The following is a 19,208-nucleotide window of genomic DNA, read 5'->3' on the forward strand; positions in this document are numbered from 1 at the left end:
ACCCTAACTTTCACACCTCGACGGTGCCCCTCCGCTTGCTCCCTGTCATGGGCACCTCACATAGAGGAGGCCATGATGGCCGTTTCCGGCCCCCGCACGAAGAACCGCGTCCGGCTGGGCGTCGGCCTGGCCGTGGTCGTCGCGGTGGCCGGCGCCTGGACGGCGACGGCCACCGAGGGCCCTGGCGCGACGGGAACGCCCCCACGCACCGGAGCGGGGCAGCAGCGCGGCCACGGGCAGGCCGCGGACCCCCGCGCTGCCGGCCCGCTGTGGACGGCGGACCCGGGCCGCGGAGTGAAGTCGTTCGAGGGCATCGAGACCAAGCCCGGCTCGGTGAAGGTCGTGAACGACCCCACGGGCCGGTACGGGAAGTCGTACGAGCTCCACACCTCGGGCAAGAAGGAGGACGCCGACACCCGGGTCCGGGTCGAGACGCGCGGACACCGCACCGCCGACGGGTCGCCGCTGCGCTTCTCCAAGGAAGGCGACGTCTTCTATGTCCACTGGCGCTCGATGTGGGGCCCGCTGCCCGTCCAGCGCGGCAAGTGGGTGGTGCTCTGGCAGCTCAAGGACTACGGGCCCGGCGCCGCCACCCCGCCGCTCTCCCTGCGGGCCCGCGGCGACGGCACCGTGGACCTGGAGTACTGCGACCCGAAACTGAAGACCACCCAGCTGTGGCACACCGACCTGAAGCTGAACCAGTGGAACGACTTCGTGGTCGGCTTCAGGGTCTCGAAGAACCCGGCCGAGGGGTGGGTGAAGCTCTGGCACGACGGCAAGGCGCAGGAACTCGCCGGGGGCGGACAACAGCACCCGGCGGCGACGCTGCGCGGGGACTGGGTGCTGGATAAATGGGGCGTCTACCGTGCCGACGGGATCACCGGCCCGGCGACCGCCTATCTCAATGGCGCGGCGGTCGGCAGGTCGTACGGGGACGTCGCGTCCTCGTCTCCGGGCGGCGCCGCGAAGTAGTCTCGGCGGGGTGTCCGGGCGAGTGCCCGTGCGGCTGCCCGATCAGGCGTCCGACCTGGCCTCGCCGGGTTGGGGGAACCGCCGCCCCGTGACCTATGCTTCACCACTTGCGCAATATTTGAAATCTAGCTACGGCGCACTGGGAGGCATTTCGTGGGAGTCACTCTGTCCAAGGGCGGCAACGTCTCGCTCAGCAAGGAGGCGCCCGGCCTGACCGCGGTCATCGTCGGCCTCGGCTGGGACGTCCGCACCACGACCGGCGCCGACTACGACCTCGACGCCTCCGCGCTGCTGTGCGGCGGCGCGGGCAAGGTCCTCAGCGACCAGCACTTCGTGTTCTTCAACAACCTCGCCAGCCCGGACGGCTCCGTGCAGCACAGCGGCGACAACCTCACCGGCGGCGGCGACGGGGACGACGAGCAGATCAAGATCGACCTCTCCGCCGTCCCCGCCGACGTCGAGAAGGTCGTCTTCCCGGTGTCGATCTACGAGGCCGACGAGCGCAACCAGAGCTTCGGCCAGGTGCGCAACGCGTTCATGCGCGTGGTCAACCAGGCCGACGGCAAGGAGATCGCCCGCTACGACCTCACCGAGGACGCCTCCACCGAGACCGCGATGGTCTTCGGCGAGGTCTACCGGCACGGCGGGGAGTGGAAGTTCCGCGCCATCGGCCAGGGGTACGCCTCCGGACTCGCCGGCATCGCCTCCGACTTCGGCGTCAACGTCTGACCCTCGCACCGGCTGCCCCGAGCGGTTGCGCGACGCCGTACGTGCATCGCGCAACCATCGGGCTCCGGCAGCGCGTCCTGACAAGTGCCCCGCGGCACGGAACGCGCCGTGGGGCCCGTACTACGCGAAAGGCAGGGCCCACGTGGGCATCATCGGCTGGATCGTTCTGGGGCTCCTCGCGGGCGCCATCGCCAAGTTCCTCCTCCCAGGACGCGACCCGGGCGGCCTCTTCGGCACCACCGTCATCGGGGTGGCTGGCGCCTTCGTCGGCGGCTGGCTCTCCGCGAAGTTCCTCGACAAGCCGATCTCGAACCAGTTCTTCGACGCCGCCACCTGGGGCGCCGCGATCGGGGGCTCGCTCGTCCTCCTGATCCTCTACCGCATCCTGTTCGGCAACTCGCGGCGCTGACGGCGGCCTGAGGGAACGCGCAGTGCCGACGGGCTCTTCCGGAGGCGCGAGTGCCGATGGCGTCTTTCGGTGAACGGCGCGGCGCTGACGGTCACCGGAAACTCCCGGCGCCGAGGGCCGCCTCCGGAATCCCGCGACAGCACGCGGCGCTGACGGCAGCCTCCGGAAACTCGCGACACCGCGCGGCGCTGACGGCCGCCGTCCACCGCCGCCCGCCACCCGAACGGCGCAGGCCAGGCGGTGGGCGGCGGCCGTCGCCCGAAGACTGGGGGTGTCGCCCGCCACCGGAAGGACCCGCCATGCCGCTGCCGTACCGCAAGGACCTCGGACTCCTCGCCCTGCGCGCGGGCGCGGGCGGAGTGCTCTTCGCGCACGGCGCGCAGAAGCTCTTCGGCTGGTTCGGCGGCCACGGCCTGGAGGCCACCGGCGGGGCCATGGAGGGGATGGGCTTCACGCCCGGCAAGCAGAGCGCGCTGGCCGCCGGGCTCGGCGAAGCCGGCGGCGGCACCCTCCTCGCCCTGGGCCTGGCCACTCCCGCGGCCGGTGCGGCGGCGGCCGGCGCGATGGCGGGCGCGGTGGCCGTACACGCCCCCGCCGGCTTCTTCGTCACCTCCGGCGGCTTCGAGTACCCCGCCTTCCTCGGCTACGTCGCCGCGGGCCTCGGCCTCGCCGGCCCCGGCCGCTACTCCCTCGACCACGCCACCGGCCACTGCCTCGACCGCCCATGGGTGGTCGCCGCGGGCTTCACCGCCAGCGCCCTGGCCGCGGCCTGCGTACTGCGCCGCCGAGCCGCGGCGGTACGGGCCTCGGCGGACCTCGAATCCTTCGACGCCTCTGCCTCCGCCCCTGCCCCTGCCCCTGACGGGGAAGGGCCGGCGGCTTCGTAGAGGCCGCCTGGCCGCCGCGTCCATCGCTCCTGTCAGCCTTGTCGAGCGGTGCCGGACAAGTAGCAGCAGCGATCTACTGACCTTCACGGGTCGCGACGCCGCTCCCATCCGGGCCCGTCGCCGTTCATGTACGACACCGTCCTCCCCGGGCCCGCCCGCCGTGCTCGGAGGGCCCGTGATGCCCACCGACCCCACCCCGCCCACCCCGCCGTCAGCCGGCACGACCCTGACGGTCGAGACGGTCCTGGCCGGCCGCTACGCCCTGCTCGTGCCTGCCGGGGAGATCGACGTCGACACCGCTCCGACCCTGGGACGGGCCCGGGTGCGCTGTCTGGACCGCGGTTGCGCGGGAGGTCCACGTCGATCTGAACCGCGCCGAGGGGTAGCGATGCTACTGCATTGGTGTTAGCGTTGATATCGCCGGGTCGGGGAGCCCCTGTCCGGCCCCATCGGACAAGGGAGTAACACCATGTTCGAGCAGCAGACCACTTCGCGGCGGGTCGCCGTCGTCACCGGTGGGTCCCGGGGTATCGGCCGGGAGAGCGCCGAGCGCCTGGCGGCCGACGGATACGCGGTCGTCGTCAACTACGCGAGCAACAGGACCGAGGCCGAGGCCACGGTGTCGGCCATCACCGCGGCCGGTGGCCGGGCCATCGCCTTTCGCGCCGATGTGGCCGACGAGACCGAGATCGCCGCGCTCTTCGACGCGGCCGAGACGACCTTCGGCGGCGTCGACTCCGTGGTGCACGCGGCAGGCGTCATGACACTGGCGCCGCTGGCCGAATTCGACCTGGACGCCCTGGACCGTATGCACCGCACCAACATCCGCGGCACCTTCGTCGTCAACCAGCAGGCCGCCCGCAGGCTGCGCGACGGCGGATCGATCATCAACTTCTCCAGCTCCGTGATCGCGCTTGCGTTACCCGGATACAGCGCTTACGCCGCCACCAAAGGCGCCGTCGAGGCGATGACGATGGTCCTCGCCCGTGAGCTGCGCGGCCGCGACATCACCGTCAACGCGGTGGCCCCGGGACCGACCGCGACCCTGCTGTTCCTGGACGGCAAGGACGAGCAGACCATCGCGGAGATGGCCGGCCGGCCTCCGCTGGAGCGCCTGGGCACCCCGCAGGACATCGCCGAGGTCGTCTCCTTTTTGGCCGGCCCGGCCCGCTGGGTCAACGGCCAGGTCCTGCGCGCCAACGGCGGAATCGCCTGACCCCGCTCTGCACCGCGGTCGCCCCCCGGTACCTCGCCGCCCCGTTCGAAGAGGAGTCCCGTCATGACCGTCACGAGCAAGACCATCCTCATCACCGGCGCCGGTTCCGGGTTCGGAGCCCTGGCGGCCCGCGCCCTGGCCGGGGCCGGCCACACCGTCTACGCCGCGATGCGTGACACCACCGGCCGTAACGCGGACCGCGTCGCCCAGGCGAAGGCCTACGGAGCCGAGCACCGGGTCGACCTGCGCACCGTCGAACTCGATGTGCTTTCCCAGGAGTCCGCCGACGCCGCCGTAGCGGCGATACTCGCCGACGCCGGCTCGCTGGACGTGATCGTGCACAACGCCGGCCACCTGGTCACCGGACCCACGGAGGCCTTCACCCCGGAAGAGCTCGCCGCCGTGTACGACACCAACGTCCTCGGCACCCAGCGCGTCAACCGCGCGGCCCTGCCGCGTCTGCGCGATCAGCGGAGCGGTCTGCTGCTCTGGATCGGCTCCACATCCACCCGGGGCGGCACCCCGCCCTACCTCGCGCCGTACTTCGCCGCCAAGGCGGCGATGGACTCGCTCGCCGTCTCCTACGCCGCCGAGCTCGCCCGCTTCAACATCGAGACCACCATCGTGGTGCCCGGCTCCTTCACCTCGGGAACCAACCACTTCGCGACCGGCGGTCACCCGGCTGAGCAGACCGTCGTCCCCGCCTACGAGGAGCGCTACGCCGGACTGATGGACCAGGTCATGCAGCGCCTGGCCGGCCTCGCACCGGCAGACGCCGATGTGTCCCAGGTCGCCGACGCGGTGGTCGACGTCGTCGACGCCCCGCACGGCACCCGGCCCTTCCGGGTCCATGTGGACCCGGCGAACGACGGCGCCGAAGAGGTCAGCCGAGTCGCCGACCGTGTCCGTACCGAATTTCTCTCCCGAATCGGCCTGGCCGACCTCCTCGCCCCACACCCCGCCGGCCGGTGAATCAGCGGCAGGCCAGGGGCGCGATGGGCCTTGATAGCGTCAGGCCGGTGAGTACCCGAGCACGCATCCTCGAAGTCGCCGTCGGCCTGGTCGCGCAGTCGCCGGACGGGGACGTCTCGACCCGCGCGGTCTGTGAGGCGGCGCAGGTGGGAGCACCTGCCCTCTACCGGCACTTCGGCGACAAGGAGGGCCTGCTCGCCGCTGTCGTCGACCACGGCTTCGGCGCGTATCTGGCGACGAAACGGCAGCGCGGCCCCACCGCCGACCCCATCGAGGACCTGCGCAACGGCTGGGACAGCCACACCGACTTCGCCCTCCGCAACCGCAACCTCTACCGGCTGATGAACTCCCCGGCGATGCGCACCCCGCCGGACTCGGCGCTGGAGTCGCACCGCATCCTCGAACGCGACCTGGGTCGGGCAGCGGCCCAGGGCAAACTCCGCCTCGCCCCCGAACTCGCCGCCCAGATGGTCATGTCGGCCAATGTCGGGGTGGCCCTGATGCTGGTCTCGCGCCCGGCCACCTTCACCGACCACTCCATCTCACGACGTGTCCGGGACGCCCTGCACACCGCGATCTTCACTCCGGAGGTGATCGCGGGCCTGTCGGACACCGCATCCCGCGGCCCGGCGGACACCACGGACGAAGTGCCCGTACCCGCCACCGCGGCCCGGCTGAGGGCGCTGCTGCACCAGTCACCGGACACCGCGCTCAGCCCGGCGGAAGCCGCCCTTCTCGCACAGTGGCTGGACAAGCTCGCGAACGGCCCTCAGCGGGACCGGTAATCGCACCCACCTCTTCGGCAGCCCCGGGGCGGGGGCCGCGGCCGGCCCGCTCCGCGTTCTTCGTGTGCTCACCGGCTCGATCACCAGGTGACCGGCACCATCCTGGCGGACCGGTCGGCACGCGCGGGTCGGCCGACTCTCATCAAACGGCCGCGGTCGTTCGACCGTCGTTCACAGCAGGCGCGCATGCGGGGAACTTCCGGCCTCCTCATGGGCGTCGATCGACCAGCGTACGGAAGTGGGCACGTAGCGCGCGGAGTTCACCGCCTCCCCGGTCTCACAGCAGTTCGGTGCGGTAACGCGGGGCAAGGTCGGCGGCCTTCTTGCCGCGCGCCGCGAGTTCGGCCTCGCCCAGCTTCGGCGGCTGCGAGGTCGCGCTGGAGACCCGATCGGCGACGGCCAGGAAGTACTCGTCCTGGCCGACGGGGGTGCACATGCAGTGCATGCGTGCCGGGCGGCCGGAGACGTTGCGGAAGAAATGCGGCGCGTTCGCCGGGATGTTCACGGTCTCGCCCGCGTTCACGGTGACTTCCTGCCCGCGGAAGGTGAACTGGATCTGTCCTTCCAGGATCGTGAACATCTCCTCGAAGTCGTGCCGGTGCGGCGGCGGGCCACCGCCCGGCGGGACGCGCATCTCGATGAGGCAGTACCGGCCGTCGGTCTGTTCACCGGACAGCAGGATGGTGTAGATGTCGCCGACGAGCGCCAGATGCCGGAGGTCGCCGTCCTCGCCGGGACGAACGACCGTGAGCTGCCGCTGCGGATCATCGCGCGGGACGGGGGATCCGGTCCCGCCGGGCGAATTGGTGGTCTCGGTCATGACTCTCTCCCTACGAGGCGGCGAGCCGCCGGTGGTGTGCGTCGCGATGTCAGCGTGCAACGGTCTCTGATCGCGTTCGGGGGCGGACGGTACCGGTCAGGAAGGGGACGAGGATCTCCAGGAAACTCCCGGGATCTTCTTCCGCGACGAAGTGTCCGCTGCGGGGCACGACGCCGGCGATCACGCCGGGGACCGCCGGCCGGAGGGCATCGGCGAGCCGGGTGCCGGCTCCCAACTCACCGCCCAGCGCGAGCACCGGCATGGTGAGTCGGCCGCCCTCCTCGTACCAGGTGCGGTTGACCTGCCCGTCGGCGAGCAGGGTCCGGTAGTGCTCGAAGCCGCACCGCAGTGATTCGGCGCCGGAGTAGGCGCGGGTCACCGCGGCGACATCCGCCGTGCCGATCGCGCCAGGCGTGCCCGCGAGGTGGGCGAACCACCAGGTGAAGAAAGCGTGTTCGTGGCCGGAGAACAGCAGTTCCGGCACCTCCGGGGCCATGAACAGGCCGAAGTGCCACCTGCCCCCGGCGGCCACGTCCATGGCCTGCTCCAGACCCAGCCCGGGAACCGCGAGTTCGGCGAGCACGAGCCGCTCCACCACGCCGGGGAACCTCCGTGCGTAGGAGAAGGCGACCATGCCGCCGATGTCGTGCCCGACCAGCCGGACGTCCCGGCTCAGCCGCAGAGATTCGAGCAGCCGGCGCAGGTCGTCCGCTTGCGTGTCCTTCTCGTAGCCGGACCGAGCCCGCGCGGACCGACCGAGCCCGCGCAGATCGGGCGCCACCACCGTGAAACCGAGCCGAGCAAGCGGTGCGAGCACGTGCCGCCACGCCAGAGCCGTCTGCGGCCAGCCGTGCAGCAGCACGAGGGGAGCACCGTCGCCGCCGATCAGGTAGCTCAGGGTGGTGCCGTTGACGCGTGCTTCGCGCCGGGTGAATCCCGGTGGGAGCGTGTCCTCCGGGTCGGTGCCGCCGGTGTCGGGCATGGGTGGCCCTCAGTTCGGGATGAGGGAGGCGACGGCGGGCAGGACGGCCTGTCCGGCAGGGGAATTCCAGTTGCCCGCCAGCCCGGTGAGAATCATGTTCGTCGACGTGATGACAGCGCCGGCCAGTTCCATCTGGCGCAGGGCGGCGTCGTCGGCGATCTTGTTGGTCGAGCCGCCCGCGTCGGCGACGACGTGCACGGTGTAGCCCAGCGCCAGTGCGCTGAGCGTGGGGTAGACCGTGCACACGTCGTTGGTGACGCCGGCGATGATCAGGATGCGCCGCCCGGTCGCGGCGACCGCCGCGGCGAACGCGGGGTCGTCCCAGGCGTTGACGACGCCGGTGCGCTTGATGCGCGCGGCGAACTCGTCCGGGACGAACTCCTCGAATTCCTTGGCGAACGGCCCCTGCGCGTGGTCCTCCAGCGACGAGGTCAGCACCAGTGGCATGTCCAGGGCCTTGGCCGCCCTGGCGAGCGCGATGGCGTTGGCCTTCATCACTTGCTGGTCGATCGAGGAGACCCAACTCATCGTGCCGTCCTGATGGTCGATCAGCAGCATCGCGGTGTCGGCGGGCGGGAGCATCTGCAGCAGCATGATGTTTCCTTGTGGTGGTGGGGACTTGTCAGGCATACGCCGGTGTGGCGCAAGTCAGGCTTACGCCGGTACGGCGAACCGTTCGCGGGCGGTGTCCGCGAACGCGTGCGCGCACCGTCCGACGACGCGCTCGACGTCGTCGTTGACCGTGATCACCGCGGCCGTTCCTGTAGTCGGAGGGTGGACGGGTGGGCGTCGTCGTGGTGGTAGGTGTCGGTGCCGACCTTTTGGCCGTAGAAGTGGGTCATCGGAGCGTCCGCGATCGGGGAGTCGTGGTTGCTGATCGCCAGCCGGATCCGGTCCCCGCGGCGGACGAGGAAGGACATCGGCAGCAGTTCGACGCGTAGCTCGTACACCGTCCCGGGCGTGAGCGGTTCGGCCCGGGTGTGGGCGTGGAAGGGACGCAGCGGGCTGGTCAGCTCGGGTACCTCGGCCCGCTGCGACGCGCGCAGCCACCCCTGGCTGACCCGCGTCGGCCGCGCCGTTCCCGAGCCTGGCACCAAGTACACCGACACCATGAGGTCGAGGTCGCGCTGGTCGGTCGAGGCATGCAGTGTCAGCACGCCCTGGCCGGTGAACTCCCGGTCGCGGTCCATCGGTTCGGACGTGAAGGTGGTCACCCGTGCGGTGTGGTCGGGCCTGCCGTCGGTGTCGAAGACGGTGACGCCCGCTGTCCATTGTGGGTCCGGGTAGGACCAGGATGTGCTGTCGGGCTCTGCCGTTGGCGGCGACGAGGTGAGGGACCCGTCGTTCAGCGACGTAACCGTTCCACTGTGGTCGCCGGAGAGGTAGAAGGCAGTGGTCTGCGCATCGGGGGGCGGCCAGGCGGCGGCGGAGCGGTAGGTGTCCTCGTTGTTCACGTAGTACCGGACGGCGGGCCGGTCCATCACGCCGTTGTCCACCCCCTTGAGGTGGCGGTCGTACCACGGCAGCAACTCGGTCCGGTGGAAGTCCTCGTCGAAGAAGTACCGCTGGGCGCCGGCGAAGCTGTCGGGGTGCGCGACCAAGAGCTGCTTGGGACCGGTGACGCGTTCGTAGCCGGTGAAGTTGCCGCGCAGGTGCAGCGATGCCTTGCCCCACACGCCGATCGAGAACACCGGGATGTCGACCTGGTCCAGTTCCCAGAACGGGGACCGGCGCTGCTGCCACTCGTCGTCGAACGGGTGGCTGAGCGCGTCGTAGACGAACTGGTCCTTGCCGCCGGTGTGGAAGTCGATCCCGTTGAGCTGGTGTTGCATGAGAACCGACCCGAAGAGCCAGGACGAGAAGAACCCCTGGGTGGGGATTCCGCCGTGGTACATCCAGTCCCGGTACATGTCCGTGGCGCCGTCGTAGGCGACGATCGTCTTCAGGTGCGGCGGGCGCGTGCGCGCGGCGTTCCACTGGCTCCAGCAGTAGTGGGACATGCCGATCATGCCGACGGCGCCGGTGGCCCAGTCCTGAGCCGCGACGTGCTCGACCATGTCGTGGACGGCTTCCCCTTCCTGGCGGGAAACCGGGTCCCAAGTGCCTTCGGAGCGTCCGGTGCCGGGCAGATCCATGGCCACGTAGGCGTAGCCGTGGTCGAGGTAGAACTGGATCGGGCCGTACTCGGTGAACGGGAAGATCGGGTGCGGCGGGAGCCGGCGGAGCGACTTTTGGTACGGCGACGCACCTAACAGGACCGGAAGGGGGCCGGAAGCGCCCTCCGGGAGGTACACATCGGCCCGTACGAGATCGCCGGCACGGGTGCGTACCTCGGTCTCGAACGGGGTCACTGCCACGTCTACCACGTCTGTTCGTCCCCTCTTGATCGGCGGCGAACAAACCGCAGCCGTGCACCCGCTTGCGCCGCCGGACAGTCGGAGCCACAGGACCGTCAGAAATCCGGAACATTTCGTCCGCTTAACTGACGCTAGCCCACGCTCACCGAAACTGTCCAGATACACTGGAGAGGAACGTCGCGTCACTTCGAGGAGAACCGATGCCCCGCCCTCGCAAAGTCCGTCGCGACGCGGAGGCCAACCGCGATCGACTCCTCGCGGCTGCTGTCGCGGCGATGCTCCGGGAGGGCCGCAACGTCCCGCTGGCCAGCATCGCGGCCGAAGCCGGCCTCGGCATCGGGACCCTCTACCGCAGCTACCCGGACCGCGACGCCCTGCTGCAGGCCTTGGAGTATCGCGCGTACGGTCTGCTCAACGCCCTTCTGGACGAGATCGAGAACGAGGAAGGCATCAGCGGCCTGGACGCGATCGCCCGGTACCTGGAGGGTGCGCTCGCTGTCCGCGACCAGATGGTCCTGCCGCTGCACGGCGCGCCGCCGCTGGTCAGCCCGGCCGCTGTCGAAGCACGCGAGGCCATCAACCGGCGGCTCGACAGCTTCATCGACGCCGGTCGGTCCGACGGCAGCGTCCGCGCGCCGGTCAACGCCACCGACATCATCATCCACAGCGCGATCACCACGCAGCCCCTGGCACACGGCCCGAACTGGGACCACATCGCGCGACGCCAGAACGCCCTCTTCCTGAACGGCCTGGCGGCCGGGGGGCCGGCAAAGGTGCCGGCCCCCCTTGTCGAACGCACGAGCATCGAGAGCACCTTCAAGCAACACGCGTGACCCGGCTCCGACCGCAGGCGTCCTCCACTGCTCGCAGGGCCCCTTTGTACGCGTCTTTGGCGCACATGCGTACCGCTCGGGCGCTGGCCAGGATGGGACAGAAAAGCGGTTCGCTGCGAGCCTTGTCGGCCCTGGTGGGTGGTGGCTCGGTGTCGACGCTCCGGCTTGGCTGACGGAGGAGACTCAGGTGTTCGCCTTGTCGGAAGATCGCCGAATCCAGGCCTTTCGAAGACGCGCCCCTGTATGCGGTGATGGTGTCAAGGATCTGTAGCCGAGGCTCACCCCCATCGTCGGCATCAGACGCCGGGGCGGGTGCGTGGCTCCTTCGGTGCGGCGAGGCGGGCCGGTGGGAGCAGGTCGCGTTCGTACTCCCGGTGCCAGCACGCTCCTGTCTCGCGGAGCTCCCGCCAGGTCGTGAACCGGTACCGGAACATACGGGCGCGAACGTAACCCGGAGGCCGGTCTGGAAAGGGGTTGCGACGGAGCAGGCGGAGCGTGTCGGGGTCGTTGAGCAGCAGCCGCTCGATGAAGCCGTCGAACCACGAGCGACCGTACGCCGGGGAGAGGGGCACGAACCAGAGCATCCAATCAAGCCGCAGGTGAAAGGGGGCGAACTGGCGCGGCCATCGCTGCGGCTCGCTGGGTTTGCCATAGAACCCGTACTCCCGCCACACCGTCCCCTCCGAGATCTCCGTGTCCTCCGTGCCCTCGATCACCACCTCCCGCCGGGTGCGGCTGACGCTGCCGAAGGCGCCGTAGGCGTTCACCAGGCGCAGCGGATCGAAGGAGGTGTTCATGCGCTGACGGCGCGTGAGGAGATTGCGGGCGGGGCGGTAACTCAGCACCAGGACAAGGGCGGTGACGGCCAGTACGACAACCTCGAACCACATCGGGGATGCGGCGAAGTGGGGAGGGGCGGGGGCCGGGAGGCGGGTGGCGTCCACGGCGCTTGCGGCCAGGAGGATCGTCAGCCAGTTCAGCCAGGCGAAGTTACCGGACGCGACGAGCCACAGTTGGGTGACGATGACCGCGGCCCCGGCCCAGGTCGCCACCGGCTGCGGTGTGAACAGGCCGAAGGGCACGACGAGTTGGGCGACATGGTTGGCTGCGGTCTCCACCCGGTGCGCGGGCCGGGGGAGCCGGTGGAAGAACCAGCTCAGCGGGCCCGGCATCGGCTGTGTCTCGTGGTGGTAGTCCAGGCAGCTCAGCGTCCGCCAGCAGCGGTCGCCGCGCATTTTGATCAGGCCCGCGCCGAACTCGACGCGGAACAGCAGCCAGCGCAGCAGCCAGAGTACGAGCACGGGCGGCCCGGTGCGGGCGTTGCCCAGGAAGACGGCCAGGAATCCCGCTTCCAGGAGCAGGGACTCCCAGCCGAACCCGTACCAGATCTGCCCGACGTTGACGATGGACAGATACAGCGTCCACAGCGCCGCCCACATCGCCATCGACGCCCACAGCGGGGCCGCGTCGGCCGCCCCTGCCAGGATGGCCGCCGACAGCAGCGCGCCCGCCCAGGCCCACAGCGCGAAGAACCGGTCCGAATAGCGCAGGTGGAAGACGCTGGGGGACCGCCGGAACGGCACCCGCGCCACGTACTGGGGCACCGGCAGCATTCCCCGCTCGCCGATGAGCGCGCGGAACTGGCGGGCCGCCGCCACGAAGGCGATCAGATAGACGGCGGCCAGCCCCCGCTGGAAGACCAGCCGGGCGAGCCAGTAGTCGGACGAGGCGAACCACTCCATGGCCGTATCCGTACCACTCGGCGCGGACCGGAAGGAGCGGGCTCGGACCGCTCGGCGCGTCGAAGCGGGCTCAGGCCGTTCGGCGCGCCGGGGAGTCGAAGGCCGCCTCGGCCGTCAGCAGGTGCGAGGCGTCCGAGCCCGCCGGGAGCTCCCGCGGCTCCGTGCCGCGCGTGAAGAGCCGGGCCGGCCGCTCGCCGCCGATGGTCGCCCGCTCGCCCGAGACCCGCAGCCACGAGCCCTCGCGCAGCCCCAGCACCGGCACGTCGTTCTCCTCCAGGAACTCCGTCAGCCGCTCCTCGCGCGTCTCGCCCTTGTGCGTGCTCAGCGGGTCGGGGTCCAGGTAGTGCGGGTTGATCTGGAACGGGACCAGGCCGAGCGTCTCGAAGGACGGCGGCTGCACGATCGGCATGTCATTGGTGGTACGCAGGGTGGGCGCCGCCATGTTCGTGCCCGCGCTCGCCCCCATGTACGGCAGCCCGCCCCGTACGGCCGTACGCAGCGCGTCCCGCAGCCCCGTCCGGTACAGCGCGCTCAGCAGCCGGAAGGAGTTGCCGCCGCCGACGAACACCGCGTCGGCGTCGGCGAGCGCGACGAGCGGGTCGCCGCTCTCGTGTACGCCGCGCACCGTGATGCCGGCCGGTTCCAGGGCGCCGCGCACCCGTGCGGTGTACGCGTCGTGGGCCGCCAACGCGTAGGGCACGAAGGCGAGTCGGGCACCGGAGGGCAGGAACCCGGTGACGGTGTCCAGGGCATGCGCCAGGTAACCCTGGCCGTGCTGGGTGGAGTTGGAAAGCAGCAGAAGGTTCATGGAACGTGCTCCTCTTCGTATCAGGGTTTCGTACCGGGGTTTCGTATCGGGGTTTCGTATCGGGGTACGGGGATGGTCAGTTCTGGGGGCGGCGCGCCGTCCGCTGCGGGGGAGTGGTGAGCCGCTTCTCCAGCGCGTGCGCGGCCCGGCGCAGCGCGTCGAGGCGGTCTTCCGGGCCGTCGGGGAACCGCTCCTCCTCGCCGCCCAGGCTGAGGCTGCCGTACGGTTCCCGGCCCAGGAACACGGGGACGGCGAGGGTGGCCACCCCCGCGTCGTACTCGCCGACCGTCCAGGCGTACCCCCGCGCGCGTACCTGCCGGAACTCCTCCTCCAGCCGGTCCGGGTCGGTCTGCGTACGCTCGGTGAACCGCGCCATGGGGCGGCCCCGGAACAGCCGGTGGCGCTGGTCGTCGGGCAGATAGGCGTAGAAGGACTTGCTGGTGGCCCCGGCGTGCGCCGGGTACAGCTCGCCGACCAGCGGGTAGTAGCGCAGCGGCCCGGACTCGCCCTCGACGGCCGCGACGCAGCGCATGTGGAAGCTGTCCGGCACGCACAGCAGCACCGTGTCGCCGGTCTCGCGGCGCAGTTCCTCCAGCACCGGCCGGGACAGCAGCTCCAGCGTCCCCGACCGCTCCCACAGCCGCCCGAGCCGCAGCACGGCCGGGCCGATGCGGTACCGCCGGGTGGCCGGGTCCGAGACCAGGAAGCCGCGCCCGGCCAGCGTCGCGAGCAGCCGCTGTGCGACCGAGGTGTCCCAGTCGAACTCCTCGGCGACCTCGGTCACCCCCCAGTCCGGGCGGGTCCGCTCGAAGGCGAGCAGGACGAGCAGCGCCCGGTCGACGGTCTGGAGCAGTCCGGGCGGGGTCCGGCGGTCCGCGTCGAAGTCGGTCATCGCCGAGCCCTCTCGCCAAAACCTCCGGGGTCTCCGGGATCTCCAGGATGTCTCACCATGCAGACCTCGATTGCAGATAACGGGAAACTCTTGCGTTCAACGCTATCCCAACTCAATCTGCTGGGAACACCCCCGCCCGGAACGAGGAAAGAAGCGGCTGATGTTGAAGTATGTGCTGGATGTCGTGGACCTCCTGGATGATCCCTCGGTTTCCGGCAAGAGCGTGGTGGACTACCTCGACACCGTCGCCGGCCCCGACGGCTCGGGCGCGCAGGTCACCACCGTCCAGGGCGAGCGGGGCTCCACCGACTTCGTGCTCGTCCGCATCCCCGGCAGCGCGGGCCGCGCCGGCGGCGGCAGCGCCCGTACCCTCGGCGTCGTCGGCCGGCTCGGCGGCGTCGGCGCCCGCCCCGAGGTCACCGGCATGGTCTCCGACGCGGACGGCGCGGCCTCGGCCATCGCCGCCGCCGCGAAACTCCTCGACATGCGGCGCCGCGGCGACACCCTGCCCGGCGATGTGATCGTGGCCACCCACATCTGCCCCGGCGCGCCCACCGAGCCGCACGACCCGGTGCCCTTCATGGGCTCGCCCGTCGACATCGCGACCATGAACCGGCACGAGGTCACGGACGAGATGGAGGCGGTCCTCTCCATCGACACCACCAAGGGCAACCGCATCATCAACCACCGGGGCCTGGCCCTGTCGCCCACCGTCAAGGAGGGGTGGGTGCTGCGCGTCGCCGACCAGCTCGGCGAGCTGCTGGCCGTCGTCTCCGGTGAGCCCCTGGTCACATATCCCGTGACGACTCAGGACATCACGCCGTACGGTAACGGTGTACATCACATCAATTCGATTCTGCAGCCCGCCACGGCCACCGCCGCCCCCGTCGTGGGGCTCGCGATCACCTCGGCCGCCGCCGTCCCGGGCTGCGCCACCGGCGCCAGCCACGAGAGCGACATCGCCACCGCCGCCCGGTACGCGATCGAGGTCGCCAAGGCGTACGGCGACCGGCGCCTCGACTTCCACGACGAGGCGGAGTTCGACAACCTCGTGGGCCGCTACGGGTCCCTCGCACACCTCCAGACCCTCGGCCGAGCACAGGAGTCCTGATGGCAGCTACCGAAACGAAGGCGGTGGGCAGCGACGACTACGCGCTGTCCCGCGTTCCGCGCACCGAGCGGTTCGGCTTCTGGACCATGCTGCTCCAGTGGCTGGGCCAGTCCGGCTCGCTCTCCCAGTTCACCCTGGGCGCCACCATCGGCGTCGGCATGACCTTTGGCAAGGCGTTCCTCGCCTTCACGCTCGGCGCGGTCATCCTGGAAATCGTGATCTTCGCCATCGGCCTGGCCGGCATGCGCGAGGGCCTGGCCACCCCGCTGCTCACCCGCTGGATCGGCTTCGGCCGCAACGGCTCCGCCCTGGTCAGCCTCGTCATCGCGGTCAGCCTGGTGGGCTGGTTCGGCGTGCAGAACACGATCTTCGGCAACAGCGTCGCCGCCCTGGTCGGCGGCCCGCCCGCGCTGTGGTGCGTGGTCGCGGGCGTCGCCATCACCGCCCTGGTGATCTTCGGCTTCAAGTACATGGCGATGCTCGCGAAGATCGCCACCCCGCTCTTCTTCGCGCTGATCGCCTGGTCCATCACCACCACGCTCATGGACCACTCGGTCTCCGAGCTGATCAGCGCCCCGCCGCCGGGCGAGCACCTGCCGCTCGCGGTCGCCGCCACGGCCATCGCCGGCGGCTATATGACCGGCGCGATCGTCGCCCCCGAGATGACGCGCTACAACAAGAAGGGCTCGCACGTCTTCGTGCAGAGCGCCTCCTCCATGATCCTCTCCGAGTACATCGTCGGCATGATCGGCGTGCTCCTCGGCCACCTCGTCAAGAGCAGCGACGTCACCCACATCGTGCTCTCCACCTCCGGCGCGGTCGGCGCGATCGTGGTCATCCTGTCCACCGCGAAGATCAACGACTGGAACCTGTACGGCTCCTCGCTCGGCATCGTCAACTTCTTCCAGGTCGTCTTCGGCAAGCGGCTGCACCGCGGCGTCGTCACCGTCGGGCTCGGCGTCGTCGGCACCGTGCTCTCCGCGATCGGGCTCATGGCCCACTTCACCGAGTTCCTCTCCACGCTCGGCGTCGCGATCCCGCCCATCGGCGGCATCATCGTGGCCGAGTACTGGGTCGTGCGGCGGATGCGCAAGCCGCTGGACGCCACCCGCGACGCCGAGACGCTGCCCGCGTCCGCGCCCACCTGGGTGCCGATGTCCCTGGTGATCTGGGCCGCCGCGTTCTGCGTCGGCAAGTTCGTCACCGCCGGCATCCCCGCGCTGAACTCCCTGCTCACCGCCTTCGTCCTGTACTGCGTACTCGGCGGCCTCGGCTGGATCAAGAGCTACGGCACCTCCACCCTGGACGACGGGGACACCAGCCTCCCCGACGCCCGCGAAGCAACCCCCATGGGAGCGGCATGAACACCACCGACACCCAGCACAGCCCCGCCGAGGAGGAAGTCGTCGACCTCTGCCGGGAGCTGATCCGGTTCGACACCTCCAACCCCACCAGCGACGAGCGCGCCTGCGCCGACTGGGTCCGCGGCAAGCTCGCCGAGGCCGGCATCGACTCCGAACTGATCGAGAGCGCCCCCGGCCGGGCCAGCGTCATCGCCCGGATCGCGGGCAGCGACCCCGCGCGCGGCGCCCTGCTCGTCCACGGCCACCTCGACGTCGTACCGGCCGACGCCGCCGAGTGGCAGGTGCCGCCGTTCTCCGGCGAGATCCGCGACGGCTACCTGTGGGGGCGCGGCGCGATCGACATGAAGGACACCGTCGCGGTGATGCTCGCCACCGCCCGGCACTTCGCCCGTACGAACACGGTCCCCTCCCGCGACCTGGTGCTGGCCTTCCTCGCGGACGAGGAGGCGGGCGGCAAGTTCGGCGGCCACTGGCTCGTCGAGCACCGGCCCGAGCTGTTCCAAGGCGTCACCGAGGCGATCGGCGAGGGCGGCGGCTTCTCCTTCGCCATCGACGACGACCGCCGTCTCTACCCGATCGAGAACGCCCAGCGCGGCATGGCCTGGATGGAGCTCACCGCGAGCGGTCGGGCCGGGCACGGCTCCTCGCCCAACGACGAGAACGCCGTCACCGACCTCGCTGAATCCCTCACGCGCATCGGCCGCCACACCTTCCCCATCCGCCTGATCGAGCCGGTCCGCGAGCTGCTCGCCGAGGCCGCCCGCCTCTACGGCGTCGACTTCGACGAGGACGACATCGAGGGCAGCCTGGCCAAGCTCGGCCCGGTCGCCGACTTCATGCAGGTCGTGCTCCGCAACTCCGCCAACCCGACCATGCTCCAGGCCGGCTACCAGACCAACGTGATCCCCGGCAAGGCCACCGCACGCGTCGACGGCCGCTTCCTGCCCGGCCACGAGCAGGAGCTCATCGACACCATCGACGAACTGCTGCTGCCCTCGGTCGGCCGCGAGTGGGTCAACCACGACATCGGCATGGAGACCGCCTTCGAGGGCCCGCTGGTCGACGCGATGTGCGCGGCCGTACGCGCCGAGGACCCGGACGGCCACCCCGTGCCGTACTGCAACCCGGGCGGCACGGACGCGAAGGCGTTCAGCAAGCTGGGCATCCGCTGCTTCGGCTTCAAGGGCCTCAAGCTGCCGCACGACCTGGACTACGGCCGACTCTTCCACGGCGTGGACGAGCGGGTCCCGCTGGAGGGGCTGCGGTTCGGGGTCCGCGTCATGTCGCGGCTGTGGCAGACCTGCTGACGACAGGCGCCCCCCTTCCGTAACACCCCGAGACCGCACGCCCCGCCGGTCACACCCCAGACCGGATGCCCCGCCCGTAACACCCCAAGACCGCACGCCCCCGCGCCTCCTCCTCGCGGGGGCGTCGCGCATGCCAGCGGCCCGGTGCGGCCCGTAACGCTCAGGCCATGAAGTCCAGTTGGGAGCGCAGCCACTCCTCCACCTCGGCCACGTGCGCCGCGGCCGCCACCCGGGCCGCCTCCGGGTCGCGGTCCGCCAGTGCCCGGTGGATGCGGGCGTGCTCCTTGCGCGTACGGTCGTACGCGCCCTCCTGCTGGTAGCCGCGCCACACGCGGGCCCGGAAGGTGCGGGAGGAGAGGCCCTCCACGATCGCGGCCAGCGAGTCGTTGCCCGCCGCCAGGCAGATCGCCCGGTGGAAGGCCAGGTCGGCGGCGAGGATCTCCTCCGGGTCCTCGGTGGCGTTCATCGCCTGGAGGTGCTCCGCCACGACGGCGAGCTGTTCGTCGGTGATCCGGGCCGCGGCCAGCGCGGTCGCCGTCGACTCCAGGATGCGCCGCACCTCCATCAGCTCCACCAGTCGCGGGCCGCGGGATATCTGCGCGACCACCCCGAAGGTCTCCAGCAGATCGCCGGTCTCCAGTTGGGTGACGTAGATCCCGGAGCCGTGCCGGGCCTGGAGCACACCGAGGACGGTCAGCGCGCGGATCGCCTCCCGCATCGAGCTGCGGGATATGCCCAGTTGGGCCGCCAGGTCGCGCTCGGTGGGCAGCCGCTGGCCGGCCTCCAGGTGCCCGCCCGCGATCATCGCCTTGATCTGCTCGATCGCGCGCTGCGTCACTGTCCCCTTGGGGGGCGTGATGTCCTCCATGGTTCCCCTCCCGGCGTCCGTGTCGCGGCAGTCTATCCGCGAAGTCATCGGACCAATACTCCTTCAAGTCGAGGAAATCGCGGTACGAGGGGTGTTGTGCTGGCCAAGAGGTCTGATAAATATTCGGCGCGGCCGGTGCCGGCAACCAGGCCGC

At 70.6% G+C, this 19,208-nt stretch carries 19 protein-coding genes; 11 read left to right on the forward strand and 8 right to left on the reverse strand.

All coding sequences use genetic code 11. The annotated features are described in order from the left end of the window. Window positions 1-75 precede the first annotated feature (75 nt). The 7 genes from AB0I22_RS11225 (at window position 76) to AB0I22_RS11255 (ending at window position 5,970) form a co-directional block, all read left to right on the forward strand. Window positions 76-972 carry a heparin lyase I family protein gene (locus tag AB0I22_RS11225; protein WP_363130453.1) on the forward strand — a complete coding sequence of 299 codons (897 nt, stop codon included), beginning with the start codon at window positions 76-78 and terminating at the stop codon, window positions 970-972. Window positions 973-1,125: 153 nt separating this feature from the next. Then, entirely contained in the window at window positions 1,126-1,701 is a 576-nt protein-coding gene (locus tag AB0I22_RS11230) for a TerD family protein (protein WP_363130454.1), read from the forward strand. Between the two features lie 142 nt (window positions 1,702-1,843). Beyond that, a complete protein-coding gene (locus AB0I22_RS11235) occupies window positions 1,844-2,110 on the forward strand; it encodes a GlsB/YeaQ/YmgE family stress response membrane protein (protein WP_363130455.1) in 267 nt (88 codons plus the stop codon). A gap of 299 nt (window positions 2,111-2,409) precedes the next feature. Further along, the gene (locus AB0I22_RS11240) at window positions 2,410-2,997 is read left to right on the forward strand and encodes a DoxX family membrane protein (RefSeq protein WP_363130456.1); all 588 of its coding nucleotides are present in this window, start codon (window positions 2,410-2,412) and stop codon (window positions 2,995-2,997) included. Window positions 2,998-3,466: 469 nt separating this feature from the next. Beyond that, window positions 3,467-4,213, forward strand: a complete 747-nt coding sequence (locus tag AB0I22_RS11245; protein ID WP_363130457.1) for an SDR family oxidoreductase — start codon at window positions 3,467-3,469, stop codon at window positions 4,211-4,213. A 63-nt stretch (window positions 4,214-4,276) separates the two neighbouring features. After that, window positions 4,277-5,185: an SDR family NAD(P)-dependent oxidoreductase gene (locus AB0I22_RS11250; protein ID WP_363130458.1), complete on the forward strand. Its 909-nt coding sequence runs from the start codon at window positions 4,277-4,279 to the stop codon at window positions 5,183-5,185. Between the two features lie 23 nt (window positions 5,186-5,208). Further along, the gene (locus tag AB0I22_RS11255; protein WP_363130459.1) at window positions 5,209-5,970 is read left to right on the forward strand and encodes a TetR/AcrR family transcriptional regulator; all 762 of its coding nucleotides are present in this window, start codon (window positions 5,209-5,211) and stop codon (window positions 5,968-5,970) included. A 277-nt stretch (window positions 5,971-6,247) separates the two neighbouring features. Here AB0I22_RS11255 and AB0I22_RS11260 read toward each other — a convergent pair whose 3' ends face one another. From AB0I22_RS11260 to AB0I22_RS11275, 4 genes are all read right to left on the reverse strand, one after another. Then, a complete protein-coding gene (locus tag AB0I22_RS11260; protein WP_363130460.1) occupies window positions 6,248-6,790 on the reverse strand; it encodes a cupin domain-containing protein in 543 nt (180 codons plus the stop codon). A gap of 49 nt (window positions 6,791-6,839) precedes the next feature. Continuing rightward, on the reverse strand, window positions 6,840-7,772 hold the full coding sequence (locus AB0I22_RS11265) for an alpha/beta hydrolase (protein ID WP_363130461.1): 933 nt from the start codon (window positions 7,770-7,772) through the stop codon (window positions 6,840-6,842). A 9-nt stretch (window positions 7,773-7,781) separates the two neighbouring features. Next, complete coding sequence (locus AB0I22_RS11270) at window positions 7,782-8,366, reverse strand: isochorismatase family protein (RefSeq protein WP_363130462.1); 585 nt, start codon at window positions 8,364-8,366, stop codon at window positions 7,782-7,784. Between the two features lie 152 nt (window positions 8,367-8,518). Continuing rightward, window positions 8,519-10,129, reverse strand: coding sequence for a CocE/NonD family hydrolase (locus AB0I22_RS11275; RefSeq protein WP_363130463.1), 1,611 nt, complete (start codon window positions 10,127-10,129; stop codon window positions 8,519-8,521). 200 nt (window positions 10,130-10,329) lie between these two features. On the opposite strand from AB0I22_RS11275, the gene AB0I22_RS11280 reads away from it, so the two are divergent. Then, window positions 10,330-10,962 carry a TetR/AcrR family transcriptional regulator gene (locus tag AB0I22_RS11280; RefSeq protein ID WP_363130464.1) on the forward strand — a complete coding sequence of 211 codons (633 nt, stop codon included), beginning with the start codon at window positions 10,330-10,332 and terminating at the stop codon, window positions 10,960-10,962. 296 nt (window positions 10,963-11,258) lie between these two features. Here AB0I22_RS11280 and AB0I22_RS11285 read toward each other — a convergent pair whose 3' ends face one another. The 3 genes from AB0I22_RS11285 to AB0I22_RS11295 form a co-directional block, all read right to left on the reverse strand. Further along, the gene (locus tag AB0I22_RS11285; protein WP_363130465.1) at window positions 11,259-12,704 is read right to left on the reverse strand and encodes a lipase maturation factor family protein; all 1,446 of its coding nucleotides are present in this window, start codon (window positions 12,702-12,704) and stop codon (window positions 11,259-11,261) included. A gap of 70 nt (window positions 12,705-12,774) precedes the next feature. After that, window positions 12,775-13,512: a dipeptidase PepE gene (pepE, locus tag AB0I22_RS11290; protein WP_363130466.1), complete on the reverse strand. Its 738-nt coding sequence runs from the start codon at window positions 13,510-13,512 to the stop codon at window positions 12,775-12,777. A 76-nt stretch (window positions 13,513-13,588) separates the two neighbouring features. After that, complete coding sequence (locus AB0I22_RS11295) at window positions 13,589-14,404, reverse strand: IclR family transcriptional regulator (protein WP_363130467.1); 816 nt, start codon at window positions 14,402-14,404, stop codon at window positions 13,589-13,591. A gap of 160 nt (window positions 14,405-14,564) precedes the next feature. On the opposite strand from AB0I22_RS11295, the gene AB0I22_RS11300 reads away from it, so the two are divergent. The 3 genes from AB0I22_RS11300 to AB0I22_RS11310 are packed head-to-tail and all read left to right on the forward strand — an operon-like array spanning window position 14,565 to window position 18,186. Further along, on the forward strand, window positions 14,565-15,515 hold the full coding sequence (locus AB0I22_RS11300; RefSeq protein ID WP_363130468.1) for a DUF1177 domain-containing protein: 951 nt from the start codon (window positions 14,565-14,567) through the stop codon (window positions 15,513-15,515). Then, a complete protein-coding gene (locus tag AB0I22_RS11305) occupies window positions 15,515-16,879 on the forward strand; it encodes a cytosine permease (protein WP_363130469.1) in 1,365 nt (454 codons plus the stop codon). The genes AB0I22_RS11300 and AB0I22_RS11305 overlap by 1 nt, the downstream gene beginning before the upstream one ends. Beyond that, window positions 16,876-18,186, forward strand: coding sequence for a M20/M25/M40 family metallo-hydrolase (locus AB0I22_RS11310; protein ID WP_363130470.1), 1,311 nt, complete (start codon window positions 16,876-16,878; stop codon window positions 18,184-18,186). Before AB0I22_RS11305 ends, AB0I22_RS11310 begins: the two co-directional genes overlap by 4 nt. Window positions 18,187-18,346: 160 nt before the next feature. Here the strand turns inward: AB0I22_RS11310 and AB0I22_RS11315 are convergent, their stop codons facing one another. Then, window positions 18,347-19,054: a FadR/GntR family transcriptional regulator gene (locus AB0I22_RS11315; protein WP_363130642.1), complete on the reverse strand. Its 708-nt coding sequence runs from the start codon at window positions 19,052-19,054 to the stop codon at window positions 18,347-18,349. Between the last annotated feature and the right edge of the window lie 154 nt (window positions 19,055-19,208).

This window comes from Streptomyces sp. NPDC050610 (genome assembly GCF_040654875.1).
Lineage (GTDB): Bacteria > Actinomycetota > Actinomycetes > Streptomycetales > Streptomycetaceae > Streptomyces.